This is a genomic window from Streptomyces aureoversilis (genome assembly GCF_042657885.1).
Classification (GTDB): Bacteria; Actinomycetota; Actinomycetes; order Streptomycetales; family Streptomycetaceae; genus Streptomyces; species Streptomyces aureoversilis.
Map to the genome: position 1 here is coordinate 1 of NZ_JBHSKJ010000012.1, position 16,992 is coordinate 16,992.

General features: G+C 71.4%; 17 protein-coding genes and 1 rRNA gene. 14 read left to right on the forward strand and 4 right to left on the reverse strand.

Annotated features, from left to right (window positions below; genetic code table 11):
- The first annotated feature begins 2 nt into the window (after positions 1-2).
- The 8 genes from rrf to ACFPP6_RS21135 all read left to right on the forward strand — a co-directional run bounded on the left by rrf (position 3) and on the right by ACFPP6_RS21135 (position 5,965).
- Positions 3-119: ribosomal RNA gene (gene rrf / locus ACFPP6_RS21100) — 5S ribosomal RNA — on the forward strand.
- An 82-nt stretch (positions 120-201) separates the two neighbouring features.
- Positions 202-852, forward strand: coding sequence for an HAD family hydrolase (locus tag ACFPP6_RS21105; RefSeq protein ID WP_382045144.1), 651 nt, complete (start codon positions 202-204; stop codon positions 850-852).
- Between the two features lie 22 nt (positions 853-874).
- Positions 875-2,047 (forward strand): acetoin utilization protein AcuC, encoded by a 1,173-nt coding sequence (locus ACFPP6_RS21110; RefSeq protein WP_382044629.1) that lies wholly within the window; start codon positions 875-877, stop codon positions 2,045-2,047.
- A 191-nt stretch (positions 2,048-2,238) separates the two neighbouring features.
- A complete protein-coding gene (locus ACFPP6_RS21115) occupies positions 2,239-3,078 on the forward strand; it encodes a phosphatase (protein WP_382044632.1) in 840 nt (279 codons plus the stop codon).
- A gap of 128 nt (positions 3,079-3,206) precedes the next feature.
- A complete protein-coding gene (locus ACFPP6_RS21120) occupies positions 3,207-3,416 on the forward strand; it encodes a helix-turn-helix domain-containing protein (protein WP_123975194.1) in 210 nt (69 codons plus the stop codon).
- A 110-nt stretch (positions 3,417-3,526) separates the two neighbouring features.
- Positions 3,527-3,625, forward strand: coding sequence for a 30S ribosomal protein bS22 (locus tag ACFPP6_RS21125; RefSeq protein ID WP_003948845.1), 99 nt, complete (start codon positions 3,527-3,529; stop codon positions 3,623-3,625).
- A 226-nt stretch (positions 3,626-3,851) separates the two neighbouring features.
- Positions 3,852-4,898, forward strand: a complete 1,047-nt coding sequence (locus tag ACFPP6_RS21130; protein ID WP_382044635.1) for an NAD-dependent epimerase/dehydratase family protein — start codon at positions 3,852-3,854, stop codon at positions 4,896-4,898.
- A 14-nt stretch (positions 4,899-4,912) separates the two neighbouring features.
- The gene (locus ACFPP6_RS21135) at positions 4,913-5,965 is read left to right on the forward strand and encodes a lysophospholipid acyltransferase family protein (protein ID WP_382044637.1); all 1,053 of its coding nucleotides are present in this window, start codon (positions 4,913-4,915) and stop codon (positions 5,963-5,965) included.
- Between the two features lie 83 nt (positions 5,966-6,048).
- Here ACFPP6_RS21135 and ACFPP6_RS21140 read toward each other — a convergent pair whose 3' ends face one another.
- The 4 genes from ACFPP6_RS21140 to ACFPP6_RS21155 all read right to left on the reverse strand — a co-directional run bounded on the left by ACFPP6_RS21140 (position 6,049) and on the right by ACFPP6_RS21155 (position 10,086).
- Positions 6,049-7,254: a DUF5667 domain-containing protein gene (locus tag ACFPP6_RS21140; RefSeq protein ID WP_382044640.1), complete on the reverse strand. Its 1,206-nt coding sequence runs from the start codon at positions 7,252-7,254 to the stop codon at positions 6,049-6,051.
- 205 nt (positions 7,255-7,459) lie between these two features.
- Complete coding sequence (locus tag ACFPP6_RS21145) at positions 7,460-8,293, reverse strand: ECF subfamily RNA polymerase sigma factor, BldN family (RefSeq protein WP_058047584.1); 834 nt, start codon at positions 8,291-8,293, stop codon at positions 7,460-7,462.
- Positions 8,294-8,750: 457 nt separating this feature from the next.
- On the reverse strand, positions 8,751-9,689 hold the full coding sequence (locus ACFPP6_RS21150) for an HAD family hydrolase (RefSeq protein WP_382044642.1): 939 nt from the start codon (positions 9,687-9,689) through the stop codon (positions 8,751-8,753).
- Positions 9,690-9,807: 118 nt separating this feature from the next.
- A complete protein-coding gene (locus ACFPP6_RS21155; protein WP_382044644.1) occupies positions 9,808-10,086 on the reverse strand; it encodes a glutaredoxin family protein in 279 nt (92 codons plus the stop codon).
- 449 nt (positions 10,087-10,535) lie between these two features.
- On the opposite strand from ACFPP6_RS21155, the gene ACFPP6_RS21160 reads away from it, so the two are divergent.
- The 6 genes from ACFPP6_RS21160 to ACFPP6_RS21185 all read left to right on the forward strand — a co-directional run bounded on the left by ACFPP6_RS21160 (position 10,536) and on the right by ACFPP6_RS21185 (position 16,968).
- Positions 10,536-11,327 (forward strand): redox-sensing transcriptional repressor Rex, encoded by a 792-nt coding sequence (locus ACFPP6_RS21160; RefSeq protein WP_382044647.1) that lies wholly within the window; start codon positions 10,536-10,538, stop codon positions 11,325-11,327.
- Complete coding sequence (locus ACFPP6_RS21165) at positions 11,324-12,766, forward strand: glutamyl-tRNA reductase (protein WP_382044650.1); 1,443 nt, start codon at positions 11,324-11,326, stop codon at positions 12,764-12,766. The genes ACFPP6_RS21160 and ACFPP6_RS21165 overlap by 4 nt, the downstream gene beginning before the upstream one ends.
- On the forward strand, positions 12,763-13,746 hold the full coding sequence (gene hemC, locus ACFPP6_RS21170; RefSeq protein WP_382044653.1) for a hydroxymethylbilane synthase: 984 nt from the start codon (positions 12,763-12,765) through the stop codon (positions 13,744-13,746). Before ACFPP6_RS21165 ends, hemC begins: the two co-directional genes overlap by 4 nt.
- Complete coding sequence (locus tag ACFPP6_RS21175; RefSeq protein WP_382044655.1) at positions 13,743-15,392, forward strand: bifunctional uroporphyrinogen-III C-methyltransferase/uroporphyrinogen-III synthase; 1,650 nt, start codon at positions 13,743-13,745, stop codon at positions 15,390-15,392. Before hemC ends, ACFPP6_RS21175 begins: the two co-directional genes overlap by 4 nt.
- Positions 15,389-16,384 carry a porphobilinogen synthase gene (hemB, locus tag ACFPP6_RS21180; protein WP_382044658.1) on the forward strand — a complete coding sequence of 332 codons (996 nt, stop codon included), beginning with the start codon at positions 15,389-15,391 and terminating at the stop codon, positions 16,382-16,384. The genes ACFPP6_RS21175 and hemB overlap by 4 nt, the downstream gene beginning before the upstream one ends.
- Before the next feature lie 152 nt (positions 16,385-16,536).
- The gene (locus ACFPP6_RS21185) at positions 16,537-16,968 is read left to right on the forward strand and encodes an ATP-binding protein (protein WP_058047592.1); all 432 of its coding nucleotides are present in this window, start codon (positions 16,537-16,539) and stop codon (positions 16,966-16,968) included.
- The last annotated feature ends 24 nt before the right edge of the window (positions 16,969-16,992 follow it).

Consider the following 16,992-nt stretch of genomic DNA (forward strand, 5'->3'; position numbering starts at 1 on the left):
GTTTCGGTGGTCATAGCGTTAGGGAAACGCCCGGTTACATTCCGAACCCGGAAGCTAAGCCTTTCAGCGCCGATGGTACTGCATGGGGGACCGTGTGGGAGAGTAGGACGCCGCCGAACAAATTTTAAGCCGCAGGCCCTGAGTGATATCACTCAGGGCCTGCGGCATTTTTGCGTTCCGGGCCTCTAGGGTGACGTCATGATGCGCTACGACCTCGTCATCTTCGACAACGACGGTGTGCTCGTCGACAGCGAACCGATCGCCAACCAGGTGCTCGCCGACTACCTCACCGAACTCGGGCACCCCACCACGTACGAGGAATCCATCCGGGACTACATGGGCTCCGCCGTGCACCGCGTCCACGACCTGGTGCTCGAACGCACCGGCCGGCGGCTGCCCGCCGACTTCGACACCACTCTGCACTCCCGCACCTTCGACGCGTTCGACCGCGAGCTGCAGCCCATAAAGGGTGCTGCGGAGGTTCTCGAGTACCTGGTGGCCACCGGCGTTCCGTACTGCGTCGCCTCCTCCGGGACCCATGAGCGGATCCGGGTCGGTCATGGCCGTACCGGGCTGGACGAATGGTTCGAGGAATCCTGGATTTTCAGCGCGGAGGACGTCGGCAGGGGCAAGCCGGCCCCCGACCTCTTTCTCCACGCCGCCCGTTCCATGGGTGTTGACCCCACCCGCTGTGTCGTCGTCGAGGACAGTCCGCTGGGCGTCCGGGCCGCGCTCGCCGCCGGTATGGATGTCTACGGGTACACCGGCATGACCTCTCCCGAGCGATTGACCGAAGCCGGCGCCAAGGGGCTGTTCGGTGAGATGACCGAACTCGCTCAGCTCCTGGTCTGACCCATCCACTACGGTGATGCCCATGAGCGGCCGTGCGCAGTTGATGTGGGACGAGGCGGTAACGGGCTACGACTTCGGGCCAGGCCACCCCATGGATCCGGTGCGGCTCGCGCTCACCATGCGGCTGGTCGAGGCGCTCGGGCTGGACCGTGCCGTGCGCGTCGCCGCCGCCCGGCCCGCGGGGGATTCCACGCTGCGGCTGGTGCACCGCGAGGACTACATCGCCGCCGTGCGTGCCGCGTCCGCCGACCCCGCCTCCGCCGACGGTTCGTACGGTCTCGGGACGCCCGACGTCCCGGCCTTCCCGGCCGTGCACGACGCCTCGGCACTGATCGCCGGGCAGTCGGTGGGCGCCGCGGAATCCGTATGGCGCGGCGAGGCCCTGCACGCGGTGAACTTCGCCGGCGGGCTGCACCATGCGATGCCCGGCGCGGCGTCCGGGTTCTGCGTGTACAACGACGCGGCCCTCGCCGTGGCCCGGCTGCTGGAGCTCGGGGCCGAGCGGGTCGCGTACATCGATGTGGACGTGCACCACGGTGACGGCGTCCAGGCGGCCTTCTGGGAGGACCCGCGCGTTCTCACCGTCTCCCTGCACGAGCACCCCAGCACGCTCTTCCCGCAGACCGGCTGGCCCCAGGAGACCGGTGGCCCGGGAGCCGAGGGGAGTGCCGTCAACGTGGCGCTGCCGGCGGGGACGGGTGATGCGGGGTGGCTGCGGGCGTTCCACGCCGTGGTGCCGGAGCTGCTGGCGGCCTTCCGTCCGCAGGTGCTGGTGACGCAGCACGGCGCCGACACGCACTTCGAGGATCCGCTGGCCCATCTGGCGGTGTCCTTGGACGCCCAGCGGATGGTGGCCGAGGCCTGTCACGCGCTGGCTCACGAGCATGCGGAGGGGCGGTGGGTCGCCCTGGGCGGTGGCGGGTACGCGGTGGTCGACGTCGTGCCGCGGTCCTGGGCCCATCTGGTGGGGATCGCCGCGGGGGTGCCGGTGGCTCCCGAGAGTGCCGTTCCGGAGGAGTGGCGGGCCGAAGTGTTCCGTCGTACGAGGCAGTTGGGGCCGTACCGGATGACGGACGGGCGCCGGCCCGAGTGGAAGGACTTCACGGATTCGGGGTACGACCCGGGGGACCGGCTCGACCAGTCGATCCTCGCGACGCGGCGGGCCGTGTTCCCGGCTCACGGCCTGCTTCCGTAGGACGCCGCGTCACGTGGGGCCGTGCCTGAGGCAGGCGGCGCCTGGCCTGAGTCGCGCGGGGCTGTGCCGTGTTGCACAGGCCTGTGTCTGCGTCGTGCATGCCTGCCGTGGCGTGCAGCCCGTTAGGCCGACCGTGGGATCCCTGGGCGAATGCCCTTCGGCTCAGGGGCGGTTCCGCCAGCATCGGAACCGTGCCGACCGAGCTCCCCGCCCAGTCCCGTGCTCAACGTGCCCTCCGCAGCCACCTCCTGCGCTCCCGTATCGCCGGTGTCGTATCCACTTCCCGGGAGCGGAGTCTGAGCCGCTATCGGATGTTCGTGGCCGGAGATCCCCGGGCGTTGCTCGGGCTGGAGCCGGAACGGGACTGGCGGCTGGGGGACTTGTTACAACTGATGGGCCGCAAGTGCGGGGTTTCGGCCGATCCCGGTCACACTTCGGGGCAGGATGTCATCGACCCCGACCGTACGATCGTGGCACTGAGTGCCTTTGCGGAGCGGCTCGCCGCGGCGGCCGCGGCCGCCGCTCCGGTGCTGATCGGCACCGGTCACCCGCACCGGCTCCTGGGCTTCTACGCCGGGTTGGCCGCCGGTCTCTCGGCGGCGGGATGCACTGTCCTCCGTCCGGCGCAGGGTCGAAGTGTCGACATAACGACCCGGTTCGGGGTACGTACCTACAACCTGGACTACGTTCGAGGCGTCGCGCTGGTGCGTGAACCCGGCGCACGTGGGTGTGGAAGTGAGCCCGGCGTACATACGCATTCTCCGCTCCCGCTTCGGGTGGCCCTGGGAGCGGCGATGGACGGTGACGGACCGCTTCCGGCGATGGTCGTGGGGGACCACGGCTGGGTCTGCGGGGCAGGTCAGCTGGGTATTGAGGCCCTCGGCCTGGCGGATGCGGACGACCCGGCGCCGTTCGTCGGGCAGGCGGAGGGGCGGGTGTCCGTCGTCGTTCCGCTTGATGACACTGTGCGGTCTGATTACTACCGACCGCTTACTCGCTATGTACTCAATCGAGCGTGTCTGTCACAGTAGGCGGCCGATGGCTGCTCCTCTTCCCCACTCGCATCACCCGCCCCTAACCTGGGGAGTGAGCGCGCAGCGACGAGGAGTCACCGGAGGGGAAGCCGGTGCGCGTCATGTGCGGAAGGTTCAGGTGTGTCATGGCTGCTGACCAGAGGCCTCTCAACGAGGTCGTGTTCCTGACCGTGGCGGAAGTCGCCGCGGTGATGCGAGTGTCCAAGATGACCGTGTACCGCTTGGTGCACAGCGGTCATCTGCCGGCGATCAGGGTGGGCAGGTCGTTCCGGGTCCCGGAGCAAGCGGTGCACGAGTACCTCCGAGAGTCCTACGTGGGGGTGGAAACAGCCTGACGGGGGCCCTGGATTACGCTGATCGCCCGGTGCCGGGTAGGCTGGCCCGATGTAGGTCGTGTGGGCTCGGACGCCCCGCACCGAGTGAATCGATGTAAGCGAGGGTAGTCGTGGGCTCTGTTATCAAGAAGCGGCGTAAGCGGATGGCCAAGAAGAAGCACCGCAAGCTGCTCAAGCGCACGCGCGTTCAGCGTCGCAACAAGAAGTAAGCGGCACGCCGCTGTGCTCGTCCCGCAGCCCTTCCACCGATCATGGTGGGAGGGCTGCGGTGCATTGCGGGCCGGTAGCGCTGAGTGAAACCTCGGCTACGGCTTGAAATGTAGCTCCGTGCATCGGCCGGTCATCACAGCGCAACGACGACCCGCTACGGTGGCCGCGGCAGCACCACTCATGGGTAGGTCGTGGGCGGATCGTGGGCAGAGGAAGGCGCTGATCTTGGGCAAGGTCGTGCTCGTCACCGGAGTCGCACGGCAGCTGGGGGGCCGGTTCGTCCGCCGTATCCAGCGTGAGCCCGATGTGGACCGGGTGATCGGGGTGGACGCGGTGCCTCCCGCGCACCATCTGGGCGGGGCCGATTTCGTACGGGCGGACATTCGCCATCCCCGGATCGCGCGGGTTCTGGCCGAACACGCTGTGGACACGGTGGTCCACATGGATGTGAACGGCACCCCGCTGGGCAAGCGCGGCAGCCGGGCCACGGTCAAGGAGACCAACGTCATCGGCACGATGCAGCTGCTCGGCGCCTGCCAGAAGACGCCCTCGGTCAAGCGCCTGGTGGTCAAGTCCAGCACCAATGTCTACGGATCCGCGCCACGCGATCCGGCGATCTTCACCGAGACCACCCCGCCGAAGTCGCTGCCCAGCGGGGGCTTCGCCAAGGACGTGGTGGAGGTCGAGGGGTACGTGCGCGGCTTCGCCCGGCGCCGGCCCGACGTGGCCGTGTGCGTGCTGCGCTTCGCGAACATCCTCGGGCCCTGCGCCGACTCGCCGCTCGCGGAGTACTTCGCGCTGCCCGTGCTGCCCACCGTGCTCGGCTTCGACCCCCGGCTGCAGTTCGTCCACGAGGACGACGTGATCGAGGTGCTGCGGATCGCCTCCGGCGAGCCGCGCAGGGGCACGCTCAACAGCGGCACCTTCAACGTCGCGGGTGACGGAGTGCTGCTGCTCTCCCAGGCGGCCCGCCGCCTCGGGCGTCCCACGCTCCCCTTCTTCCTGCCGACCGTCACCTGGGTCGGCTCCGCACTGCGTTCGGTCGGCGTGACGGACTTCTCGCCCGAGCAGATCCGGCTCCTCACCCACGGGCGGGTCGTCCGGACCACCCAGATGCGCGAGGTCCTCGGCTTCGACCCGCGCTACACCACCGCGGGGGCCTTCGAGGACTACGCGCGCAGCCGGGGGCCCGGGCTGCTGCCGCCCGAGACCCTCGCCCGTACCGTCGACCGGATCGCCGCGGCACTGCCTGCCGGCCGCGGCCAGAAGTGAGGAGCGCACCCACCATGGCGGACGCGAAGGTCATCCCGTTCGGCGGCGAGGAGCCGCGGTCCAAGCGCAAGGGCAAGCGGACGGGGCGGGCCCGTACGAACCGCGTGTCGTCCCTCGCGCCCGTGCCGCCGCAGCGGGACGTGGACCAGGCCGCGGCGGCCGAGCCCGAGCGCCCGGCGGCCGCGGACGGCAGTGCCCGGGGGCGGGAGCAGGAGGCCGCGCGGGAGGCCGGCTGGGACCGGAAGCTGGCGCACGGGCTGAGCTTCCTGCGGCGGCGGATCACCGGCGAGTACGAGGTCGACGAGTTCGGCTACGACGAGGAGCTGACCGACCAGGTCCTGATGTCCGCGCTGCGGCCCTTCTACGAGAAGTACTTCCGGGTCGAGGTGAAGGGCATCGAGAACATTCCGGAGAAGGGCGCGGCCCTGGTCGTCGCCAACCACTCCGGGACGCTTCCGGTGGACGGGCTGATGCTGCAGGTCGCGGTGCACGACCACCACCCGGCCGACCGGCACATCCGGATGCTCGCCGCGGACCTGGTCTTCATGCTGCCGGGCGTCAACGAGCTCTCCCGGAAGCTCGGGCACACCCTGGCCTGTGCGGAGGACGCGCAGCAGCTCCTGGAGCGGGGCGAGGTGGTCGGGGTGATGCCGGAGGGGTTCAAGGGGATCGGGAAGCCGTTCTCGGAGCGGTACAAGCTCCAGCGCTTCGGCCGGGGCGGCTTCGTGTCGACGGCACTGCGTGCCGGGGCGCCGATCGTGCCGTGCTCGATCGTGGGGGCCGAGGAGATCTATCCGATGCTCGGCAACTCCCGGACGGCCGCGCGGCTGCTGGGGATTCCGTACTTCCCGCTGACGCCCGCGTTCCCCTGGCTGGGGCCGCTGGGGCTGGTGCCGCTGCCGACGAAGTGGACGATCCAGTTCGGGGAGCCGATTCCCACGGACGGGTATCCGGCGGAGGCCGCGGACGACCCCATGCTGATGTTCAACCTGACCGACCAGGTACGAGAAACGATTCAGCACACCTTGTACAAGCTGCTCGTGCAGCGGCGGTCCGTGTTCTTCTGACCGGCTCACGGATCGGCCCGGCCCGACACGGCACAGCAGCGGCGGTCGGCGTTCTCGAAAGAACGCCGACCGCCGCTGCTGTCCTACTTCGGATCGTCGCCGTGGATGCCCAGGCCCGGGAGGATGTCCGGGAGGACCGGCGGGATCGTGATGCTCGGCTGCTTGGCCGGCTTGCTCTCCTTGCCGTGCGACGTGCCCTCCGGGCTGGCGGTGCCGGGGGCCGAGGGGGGCTTCAGCAGCCCCGTGCCGCCGAGGAGGCCCTCGTGCTCCTCGTGGCCGCCGGGGGCCGCCGGATGCTGCCGGCCGCCGCCGCCCGCGTGCTTGCCCTCGCCGCTGGACGAGGCCGACGGCTTGGGCGCGGCGTGGCCCGAGCGGGCGGACGTGCCCGGGGAGGGGACGCCCGGCCGGACGGACGAGCCGTGCTTGCCGTGGTGGGCGGGGAGCAGGGACCGCAGCGGCTCGACCTCTTCGTCTATGGCGAAGAGGACCGAGCTCACTTCGGCGCCCACGTCGGCCAGTTGGACCGGGAGCTTCTCGCGCAGCTGGCTCCAGCTCTCGCGGTGCGAGGACGCGAAGCTGGAGAGGCGCTGGATGGGGCCGAGCGAGCGGTCGCGCTTGTAGGCGGTGTGCAGCAGGCGGTGGCCTTCGGAGGCGTCCTGGCGCATGCCCGAGAGCGTCTTGCGGATCTCGCCCAGGACCTCGTGGTCCAGGGTGCCGCCCAGCTTGCCGCGCTCCATCAGGCGGCGTGCCTCCTGCAGGCGGGTGGAGGCCCGGTCGAGCAGCAGGCCGCCGCGGTCGGAGTCGTCGTCGGCCATGCCGAGGCGGAGATCCTCCATTCCGCGCTTGAGCGGATAGAGCGAATCGCCGGGCAGGGCATTGGAACTGGCGGCCGCCACGCCGCCGAACGCACCCGCTGCCACACCCACGGTCAGGCCGCCCGCGGCGAGCCCCTTCGACCAGCGGGAGCGCGGCCGGAGCCGGCCCAGCGCGCGGTGGGCGCCGCGGCCCGACCGGCGGGCCTTCGGCTCGGGGAGGGCGGCGGAGTCACCTCCGGCGAACTGGGTCTCCATGGCAGCGATGAGCTGCGCACGCTGCACGGCCTTGGTCTCCGGATCGAGCCCGGGGCGGGGCAGCTCACCGAGCCGGCCCGTCAGGGCCAGCAGTCTGCCCGGCTCCGCGCCCTCGGCCGGCGGTTCGGGCTGTGTGGCCGCCGCGTCCTGGACTTCCTGCTGCTCCAGGGACCGGGCGAAGGCGTTCGCCCGCCGGTGCGCCGATACGTTCGCGATCACAGGCGGCACCTCCTCTCGTCATGACGGTCGACTCCTCTGAACACCTGGAGGGTTGCACGCCGTGATGAGCATCCACTCGATCGAGTGAGTGGCTGCGGGCATGGCGTGACCGCAGGGAGTCTGCATCCCGCACAACGACTGGCGCGCCAGCCGGGTTACGCGTCCTGGGCGATGTGACCGCTGGTGAGTGAACGGGCGCGCATGGTTAACGCGCGTCGTCGGGAAGGAGGCGGGCCAGGGTGCGGACCGCCCGGTACTGGAGGGTCTTGATGGCGCCCTCGTTCTTGCCCATGACGCGGGCGGTTTCGGCGACCGAAAGCCCTTGCAGGAAGCGCAGGGTGACGCACTCCTGCTGCTGGGGGTTGAGCTTGCGCACCGCCTCCAGCAGTGCGGCGTTGGACAGGGACTCGAGGACGGAGTCCTCCGGGCTGCGCTCGACCTCATTGGCGTCGAGCATCTCGCCGGTGGTCACTTCGAGCCGGAACCTCGACGACTTGAAGTGGTCGGCGACCAGGTTGCGGGCGATCGTCACGAGCCAGGCGCCGAAGTCGCGGCCCTGCCAGGTGAAGGTGCCGATGCGGCGCAGGGCGCGCAGGAACGTCTCACTGGTGAGGTCCTCCGCGGTGGCCCGGCCGCCTACCCGGTAGTAGATATAGCGGTAGACCGTATCGGCGTACTGGTCGTAGAGACGGCCGAAGGCTTCGGCCTCCCCGGCCTGGGCGCGCTCGACCAGGTCGAGCATGCGGGCGCTGTCGCTGTCCGCGCTGGGGCGGCGCGTTGACGTGGCGGAGCCGGAGGGCGCGGCGGACGACGCGGTGGCCGCACCGCCCCGGCGGGCGGCTCGTCTGCCCACCGCCGCGCTGCTCTCGGCGAGGGCGTAGCAGGGGCCGGCGTGGCCGGCACGGCCGCCTCCTGCAGGGGCGAGCGTGGCGAGGGCGGGGACGGCGTACGCGGTGGGGACGAAGCCGCGCAGGCGGTCGAGGACCGTTGCGCGAAGCGTAGCCAGGCCCGAGGCGTCAACCCCGACGTGTGGGTACACGGGACTCCCAGAGGCAGAGCTTCCATCACGTGCAGTACGGAACCGTTCACTCGTCGTAGGGACAAGGGGGTACCGGTTTGCGTCTGAGGAGAATAACGCTTCGTACAGGCAGCACTACACCGAGTTGCTCAAATCATCGTTTCCGTTCGATCTCTTACCGGTTGGGGATCGATCAAATATCGAACTATGAAAGGAGGTTGAACAGATTTGGTCATGGTGTGGCCGAATGGGCGGCGTGTTGTGGCAATCCGGACGCGGAAGGACTGAGGAGGAGGATGTGAGGGTATGAAGACAGGATTGCCTGAGAGTGACGTGCGGCTACGCGCTGTTGCCGAACCTTTGTGGCGACAGCGCGGCGTAGTGGCGTGAAGTGGACGGCGCGGTACGGCGCGCCGCCGCATGAATCCGCCCCGGAGCCGCTAGAGCGGGCCGGGCAGGGGAGCGGGGCGGGCCCGCGTCAGTGCCGGCGGCGGTGCAGGGCCACGGCCGCGGCCGCGCCGCCCGCCAGGGCGCCCACGCCGGCCGCCGCGGGGATGCCGACCTTGGCCGCCTTGCGGCCCGTACGGTAGTCGCGCAGCCGCCATCCGCGCTCGCGGGCGTGCTTGCGCAGCCGGCTGTCGGGATTGACGGCGTAGGGGTGGCCCACGAGCGAGAGCATCGGGATGTCGTTGGCCGAGTCGCTGTAGGCGGCGCAGCGCGAGAGGTCGAGCCCCTCGGCGGCGGCCAGGGCGCGGACGGCCTCGGCCTTCGCGGGGCCGTGCAGCGGCTCGCCGACGAGCTTGCCGGTGTAGACGCCGCCGATCGACTCGGCGACGGTGCCGAGCGCGCCGGTCAGCCCGAGGCGGCGGGCGATGATCGTCGCGGCCTCGACGGGCGCGGCGGTCACGAGCCACACCTTCTGGCCCGCGTCGAGGTGGGCCTGGGCGAGCGCCCGGGTGCCGGGCCAGATCCGCTCGGCCATGTACTCGTCGTAGATCTCCTCGCCGATGGTCATCAGCTCGGAGACGCGGTGGCCCTTGACGATGGACAGGGCGCTGTCGCGGGCGTCCTGCATGTGCTCGGCGTCCTCGCCGGCCAGCCGGAACCACACCTGCTGCCAGGCGAAGCGGGCGAGCTCGCGCTTCTGGAAGAACCGCCGCTTGTACAGCCCGCGGCCGAAGTGGAAGAGGGAGGCGCCCTGCATGACCGTGTTGTCGAGGTCGAAGAAGGCGGCGGCGTGCACGTCGCCGACGACGGGGAAGTCCGGCTCGGACGGCTGCGGTGCGGCGCCCTCGGCGCTCTCGGCAGCGCTCTCCTGAGCGGTTTTGCGGGCTGCCTCCGCCGCGGCCTCGCCTGCCAGCACGCTGCGTGCCGTGGCAGAGCGCCTGCGCGGAGTGATCCATCCCAGTGCGGCCATGGCCCGAGCATAGCCAGTTTGTTCGGGGTAACCGGAGTCGGGATGATTCCGGGGCGTGAACTTCCCTTGACGCTCCGGTTACACCCGGCGGGTCCGCGTGCGCGCGGGCGGGGAGGGCTCAGCCCGCGAGGGCCTTGCGCAGCCGGCCGGGGTCCACGCGCCAGAAGTCGTGCTGGGCGCCGTCGACGAGGATCACCGGGATCTGCTCCCAGTACTTGCGGTGGAGCTCCTCGTCCTGGGTGATGTCCTTCTTCTCCCAGCGGGCGCCGAGTTCGCCGCAGACCTCGGCGATCACGGTCTCGGCGGCGTCGCACAGGTGGCAGCCGGGCTTGCCGATCAGGGTGACCGTGCTGTCGGCGGGGTTCTTGCGGGGGCGGCGGCGCAGCAGGGGGGTCATGCCCGCCATTGTGCCCGCCCCTGGTGCGCCGCCGTGTGCGCCCGTATGCAAAGGCGTGCTCCCGGCTCGTTCAAACGTGCTGGATGGGTGCCTGAGTCGACTACCATCATGTGGCGATTTATTGGTGTCCGGGGTTTTTTCTGGCCGGTGCCGGGGGTCGGTCCCCCGGTGAGCGAGCAGTGAGTCAGGAGTGAGCGCCCGTGTCCGCGTCGACGCTCCCCCGGGCTGTGTGTGACGGGTGTGGCTGCTGTGACAGTGCGGCCGGTCGTCCCCGGAAGGGGCCGAATGGTTCCCGGAGAGGGCCGAAAGGCCGCGTGACCCCGGTCACTTTGACCGGGCAAAACGGACACCATCTTTGTGCACGCGTTCACAAAGGCATAGCCTGCGTTCGACGGGGCGGTCCTGGGACGAGGCGCCGCCCGCAGCCCCGCTCTACCCGCAGGAGCACCGTGGCAACTGGCCGAACTCACCGACCGGCGACCCGAAGCCGAGGGATTCCCGAGGCCACCGTCGCCCGGCTTCCGCTGTACCTGCGCGCACTGACCGCGCTCTCCGAGCGCTCGGTGCCCACGGTCTCCTCCGAGGAGCTCGCGACCGCGGCGGGGGTCAACTCCGCCAAGCTGCGCAAGGACTTCAGCTACCTCGGCTCCTACGGCACCCGCGGCGTGGGCTACGACGTCGAGTACCTCGTCTACCAGATCTCCCGCGAGCTCGGCCTGACCCAGGACTGGCCGGTCGTCATCGTCGGCATCGGAAACCTCGGCGCGGCCCTCGCCAACTACGGCGGCTTCGCCTCCCGCGGCTTCCGCGTCGCGGCCCTGATCGACGCCGACCCCGCCATGGCCGGCAAGCCGGTCGCCGGGCTGCCCGTGCGCCACACCGACGAGCTCGAATCGATCATCACGGACAACGGCGTCTCCATCGGCGTCATCGCCACCCCGGCCGGCGCCGCCCAGCAGGTCTGCGACCGGCTCGTGGCCGCCGGGGTCACGTCGATCCTCAACTTCGCGCCCACCGTGCTCTCCGTGCCCGAGGGCGTGGACGTGCGCAAGGTCGACCTGTCGATCGAGCTGCAGATCCTCGCCTTCCACGAGCAGCGCAAGGCCGGCGAGGAGACCTCCCCCGCACAGGAGACCGCCGTGGCCGCCGCGGCGCAGCCCCGCTCCGGCACGGGCGTGCGCCCGGCCGCGGGCGGCAGGAAGGGACCGGACGGGGACGTACCCGCCGTGATGCCGGCATGAGTCTTCTCGTCGTCGGACTGAGCCACCGCAGCGCGCCGGTGAGCGTGCTGGAGCGCGCCGCCCTCGCGCGCGAGGCGCAGGCCAAGCTGCTGCAGGACACCCTCGCGGCCGAGCCGGCCACCGAGGCGGCCGTCCTCGCCACCTGCAACCGCATCGAGCTCTACGCCGACGTGGACAAGTTCCACGCCGGTGTGGCCGAGCTGTCCACGCTCCTCGCCCAGCACTCGGGCGTCGGGCTGGAAGAGCTCACTCCGTATCTCTACGTGCACTACGAGGACCGTGCCGTCCACCACCTCTTCTCGGTGGCCTGCGGGCTGGACTCGATGGTCGTCGGCGAGGGCCAGATCCTCGGCCAGATCAAGGACGCCCTCGCCCTCGGCCAGGAGCTGCACACCGCCGGGCGGCTGCTGAACGACCTCTTCCAGCAGGCCCTGCGGGTCGGCAAGCGCGCCCACAGCGAGACCGGCATCGACCGGGCGGGCCAGTCCCTGGTCACCTTCGGTCTGGAGCGCCTGGCCGACGGCGTGCCGCTGGGCGACTGGGCCGGCGGCAAGCGGGCCCTGGTCATCGGCGCCGGCTCGATGTCCTCCCTCGCCGCGGCGACGCTGGCGCGGGCGGGCGTCGCCCACGTGGCCGTCGCCAACCGCACGCTCGCGCGCGCGGAGCGCCTGGCGGAGATCCTCACCGAGCCGGGCGCCCGGGCCGCCGCCGGCTTCACGGCCTCGGCCGTGGAGATGGCCGCGGTGCCGCAGGAGCTCGCGCTCGCGGACGTCGTGGTCAGCTGCACCGGCGCCATGGGCGTCGTGCTGACCTCCGAGGCCATACGCGCCGCGCTCGCCTCCCGTCCGGACGCGGCCGGCGCCGGCCGTACGGACACGGCCTGCGCCCTCGACGCCGCGTGCGGCGACGCGGCCCGCACCGGCGTCCGTCTCGCCCTCCTCGACCTCGCCATGCCGCGCGACATCGACGCCGCCGTCCACCGCCTGGAGGGCGCACGGCTCGTCGACATCGAGTCGCTCGCCGAGGCCTCCGCCGACGCGCCCATGGCCGCCGACGTCGACCGGGTGCGCACCATCGTCTCCGACGAGGTCGCCGCCTTCGGCGCCGCCCAGCGCGCCGCCCACATCACCCCCACCGTGGTCGCCCTGCGCACCATGGCCGCGGACGTCGTCGCGAGCGAGATCGCCCGCCTCGACGGCCGCCTGCCCGACCTGGACGACAAGCAGCGCGCGGAGATCACCCAGACCGTGCGCCGCGTCGTCGACAAGCTCCTCCACGCGCCCACCGTGCGCGTCAAGGAGCTGGCCTCCACCCCCGGCGGCGCCGGCTATGCCGACGCGCTGCGAGAGCTCTTCGACCTCGACCCGCAGGCGGTCGCCGCCGTCAGCCGGGCCGACTCGCAGGCCGGTACGCACAACACGGCACGGGAGCCGGCATGAACGACAACTCTTCGCGGCCGCTGCGCCTCGGCACGCGCCGCAGCAAGCTCGCCATGGCCCAGTCCGGCCAGGTGGCGCAGGCCGTGCAGCAGCTGACCGGCCGCCCGGTGGAGCTGGTGGAGATCACCACCTACGGCGACGTCTCGCGCGAGTCCCTCGCGCAGATCGGCGGCACCGGCGTCTTCGTCTCCGCGCTGCGCGACGCGCTGCTGGCGGGCGAGATCGACTTCGCCGTGCACTCCCTGAAGGACCTGCCCACCAAGCAGCCCGAGGAGCTGGCCCTCGCGGCGATCCCGGCGCGCGAGGACCCGCGCGACGTGCTGATCGCCCGCGACGGCCTGACCTTCGAGGAGCTCGCGGCGCTTTCCTCCGAGAAGGCCGCCCGCATCGGCACCGGCTCCCCGCGCCGCATGGCCCAGCTCAACGCCTGGGCCCGCGAGCTCGGCAAGGAGATCGAGACCGTCCCCATCCGCGGCAACATCGACACCCGCATCGGCTTCGTCACCAACGGCGAGCTCGATGCCGTGGTGCTCGCCGCCGCGGGGCTGTCGCGGATCGGCCGCAGCGCCGAGGTCTCGCAGTTCCTGGAGCCCGACGCAGTTTTGCCCGCCCCCGGCCAGGGGGCCCTGGCGATCGAGTGCGCCATGACCAACGCACCCCTCGCCGCGACGCTCGCCGAGCTCGACGACCCGTACACCCGGGTCGCCGTGACGGCCGAGCGTTCCCTGCTCGCCGCCCTGGAAGCCGGCTGTTCCGCACCCGTTGGTGCGCTGGCCGACTTGTTGGCCGACGGGCAGGTTGTCACCGAAATGCGCCTGCGGGGCGTCGTCGGCACGACCGACGGCAAGACGCTGGTGCAGCTGTCCACCACCGGCCCCGTGCCGTCGTCCAGCGAGGAAGCCGTGGCCATGGGCCGCGAGCTCGCCGCAGCGATGCTCGACAAGGGAGCGGCCGGTCTTATGGGGGAGCGAGCACTTTGAACCCCACCGCCCCGAACCACCCCGTGCACGGGCACGTCACCTTCCTCGGTGCCGGCCCCGGAGACCCGGGCCTGCTGACGCTCCGCGCCGTGGAGGCGCTCGCGGCCGCGGACGTCCTGATCGCCGATCCGCAGGTGCTCGACGTGGTGCGCACGCATGCGCGCGCCCATGTGGACATGCCTGCCCAGACGGTTACTGATGAGGCATCAAAAACCGCGGACGTCCCCGTCCTTAGGGACACCGCCAATCTTGTCATGACGGCCGCGCGCAGCGGCAAGCGGGTCGTCCGTGCCGTCTTCGGCGACCCCGGCCTCGACGGCTACGCCGCCGACGAGATGCTCGCCTGCGCCGCCGAGGGCATCACCTTCGAGGTGGTCCCCGGCGTCGCCACGGCCGTCGGCGTGCCCGCCTACGCCGGTGTGCCGCTGCGCGACGGCAAGGGCGGCGACGTGCGCTTCGTCGACGCCCGCACGGCCTCGGCCACCTGCTGGTCCGAGGTCGGCGCCAGCGAGGTCACCGCCGTCGTCTCCACCACGCTCGACTCCGTCGTCTCCGCAGCCGGCGAACTGGTCTCCGCCGGCCGCGGCCCCGACACGCCGATGACCGTCACGGTCGCCGGCACCACCACCCGCCAGCGCACCTGGACCGCCACCCTCGGCACCCTCGCCCAGGTGCTCAAGGCCGCCAAGGTGCTGCCGTCGGCCGACGGCGCCCAGCCGGTCATAGCCGTGGTCGGCGAGCGCAGCGCTGCCGAGCAGCGCGACCGGCTCTCCTGGTTCGAGTCCAAGCCCCTCTTCGGCTGGAACGTCCTCGTGCCGCGCACCAAGGAGCAGTCCGCCGCGCTCTCCGACCAGCTCCGCTCCTACGGCGCCGTGCCCAGCGAGGTCCCGACCATCGCCGTCGAGCCGCCGCGCACCCCCCAGCAGATGGAGCGCGCGGTCAAGGGCCTGGTCACCGGCCGCTACGAGTGGATCGCCTTCACCTCCGTGAACGCCGTCAAGGCGGTGCGCGAGAAGTTCGAGGAGTACGGGCTCGACGCGCGGGCCTTCGCCGGCATCAAGGTCGCGGCCGTCGGCGAGCAGACCGCCAAGTCGCTGATCGAGTTCGGCGTCAAGCCCGACCTCGTGCCGTCCGGCGAGCAGTCCGCCGCCGGCCTGCTGGAGGACTGGCCGCCCTACGACCCGGTCTTCGACCCGATCGACCGCGTCTTCCTGCCGCGCGCCGACATCGCCACCGAGACCCTGGTGGCCGGTCTGATCGAGCTGGGCTGGGAGGTCGACGACGTCACCGCCTACCGCACCGTCCGGGCCTCGCCGCCGCCGGCCGAGACCCGCGAGGCCATCAAGGGCGGCGGTTTCGACGCCGTGCTCTTCACCTCGTCGAGCACGGTGCGCAACCTCGTCGGCATCGCCGGCAAGCCCCACAATGTCACCGTCATCGCCTGTATCGGCCCGGCCACCGCGAAGACCGCGGAGGAGCACGGCCTGCGGGTGGACGTGCTGTCGCCCGAGCCCTCGGTGCTCAAGCTCGCCGAGGCGCTCGCGGAGTTCGGCGCGGCCCGCCGGGACGCCGCCCTGGAGGCCGGCGACCCGGTCACCCGCCCGAGCGAGCGACGGCCCGGATCGCGTAGAAGGGCACGGAGTTGAGCACCACCTACGGCACGTTCCCGGGGTCCCGCCCCCGGCGCCTGCGCACCAGCCCCGCCATGCGCCGCATGGTCGCGGAGACCCGACTGCACCCGGCCGACCTGATCCTTCCCGCCTTCGTGCGGGAGGGCATCGCCGCGCCGGTGCCGATCACCTCCATGCCGGGCGTCGTCCAGCACACCCGTGACACCCTGCGCAAGGCGGCCGTCGAGGCGCTGGAGGCCGGCGTCTCCGGGATCATGCTCTTCGGCGTCCCCGAGGAGTCCAAGAAGGACGCCGCCGGCACCGCGGGCACGGACCCGGACGGCATCCTGCAGGTCGCCATCCGCGACGTGAAGGCCGAGGTCGGCGACGACCTCGTCATCATGTCCGACCTGTGCCTGGACGAGTTCACCGACCACGGCCACTGCGGCGTCCTGGACGCCTCCGGCCGCGTCGACAACGACGCCACGCTCGAGCGCTACGCCGAGATGGCGCAGGTCCAGGCCGACGCGGGCGTCCACGTCGTGGGCCCCAGCGGCATGATGGACGGCCAGGTCGGCGTCATCCGCGACGCCCTCGACCAGACCGGCCACGAGGACGTCTCCGTCCTGGCCTACACCGCCAAGTACGCCTCCGCGTTCTACGGCCCCTTCCGCGAGGCCGTCGGCTCCTCGCTGCAGGGCGACCGCAAGACCTACCAGCAGGACCCCGCCAACACCCGCGAGTCGATGCGCGAGCTCGCGCTCGACCTCGCCGAGGGCGCGGACATGGTCATGGTCAAGCCGGCCCTGCCGTACCTGGACATCCTCGCCAAGATCGCCGAGGCCGTCGACGTGCCCGTCGCCGCCTACCAGATCAGCGGCGAGTACGCGATGGTCGAGGCCGCCGCCGCCAACGGCTGGATCGACCGCGACCGCGCGATCATGGAGACCCTGACCAGCGTCAAGCGCGCCGGGGCCAACATGATCCTCACCTACTGGGCGACCGAGGCCGCGCGCCGGCTCCGGTAAGGACCGCCGGCTCCGGCAAGGACCGTCAGCTCCGGTAAAGGCTGTAGACAGCAAGGGCCGGTGCCCGGGGGAATTCCGCCGAAACAGTGGAAAGCCCCCCGGCACCGGCCCTAGCTTGTGGCGCACACCGTTCCCTCAGCGGAGACGCGCCCATGAGCACCGACCCCGAGCTCCCCGAGAGCTGGGAGTACACCCTCCAGGTCCCCTGCGACCCGCTCGCCCCCTGCATCGCCCGCCGCACCCTCCGCACGATCTTCGAAGAGCACGGCTTCGCCCGCGTGGCCGAGACCGCCGAACTGCTCACCTCGGAGCTGGTCACCAACTCCTACCGGCACTCCGAAGGGCCCGCCTCCGTACGCGTCAGGCGCGAGGGCAAGGGAAAAGGGGTGCGGGTGACCGTATGGGACACCAACCCCGCACTGCCCGGCCTGCAGGCCACCGCGCTGCCCCGGGAGGACGCCGAGGAGGGCCGCGGGCTCGCGCTCGTGATGCGCTGCGCCGACAGCTGGGGAGGATTCGCCCTGCGCCGGCAACCCCAGGGGCTCACCGGCAAGCTGGTGTGGTTCGAACTGGGGGCGGGGTGAGGCACCCCGCCCCGGTCCGGTGCC

Excerpts from the sequence above, each read along its gene's own strand:
- ACFPP6_RS21185 (WP_058047592.1), top strand. The coding sequence starts at position 16,537 with ATGAGCACCGACCCCGAGCTCCCCGAGAGCTGGGAGTACACCCTCCAG.
- ACFPP6_RS21165 (WP_382044650.1), top strand. The coding sequence starts at position 11,324 with ATGAGTCTTCTCGTCGTCGGACTGAGCCACCGCAGCGCGCCGGTGAGC.
- ACFPP6_RS21135 (WP_382044637.1), top strand. The coding sequence starts at position 4,913 with ATGGCGGACGCGAAGGTCATCCCGTTCGGCGGCGAGGAGCCGCGGTCC.
- ACFPP6_RS21150 (WP_382044642.1), bottom strand. The coding sequence starts at position 9,689 with ATGGCCGCACTGGGATGGATCACTCCGCGCAGGCGCTCTGCCACGGCA.
- ACFPP6_RS21120 (WP_123975194.1), top strand. The coding sequence starts at position 3,207 with ATGGCTGCTGACCAGAGGCCTCTCAACGAGGTCGTGTTCCTGACCGTG.
- hemC (WP_382044653.1), top strand. The coding sequence starts at position 12,763 with ATGAACGACAACTCTTCGCGGCCGCTGCGCCTCGGCACGCGCCGCAGC.
- ACFPP6_RS21105 (WP_382045144.1), top strand. The coding sequence starts at position 202 with ATGCGCTACGACCTCGTCATCTTCGACAACGACGGTGTGCTCGTCGAC.
- ACFPP6_RS21110 (WP_382044629.1), top strand. The coding sequence starts at position 875 with ATGAGCGGCCGTGCGCAGTTGATGTGGGACGAGGCGGTAACGGGCTAC.
- ACFPP6_RS21155 (WP_382044644.1), bottom strand. The coding sequence starts at position 10,086 with ATGACCCCCCTGCTGCGCCGCCGCCCCCGCAAGAACCCCGCCGACAGC.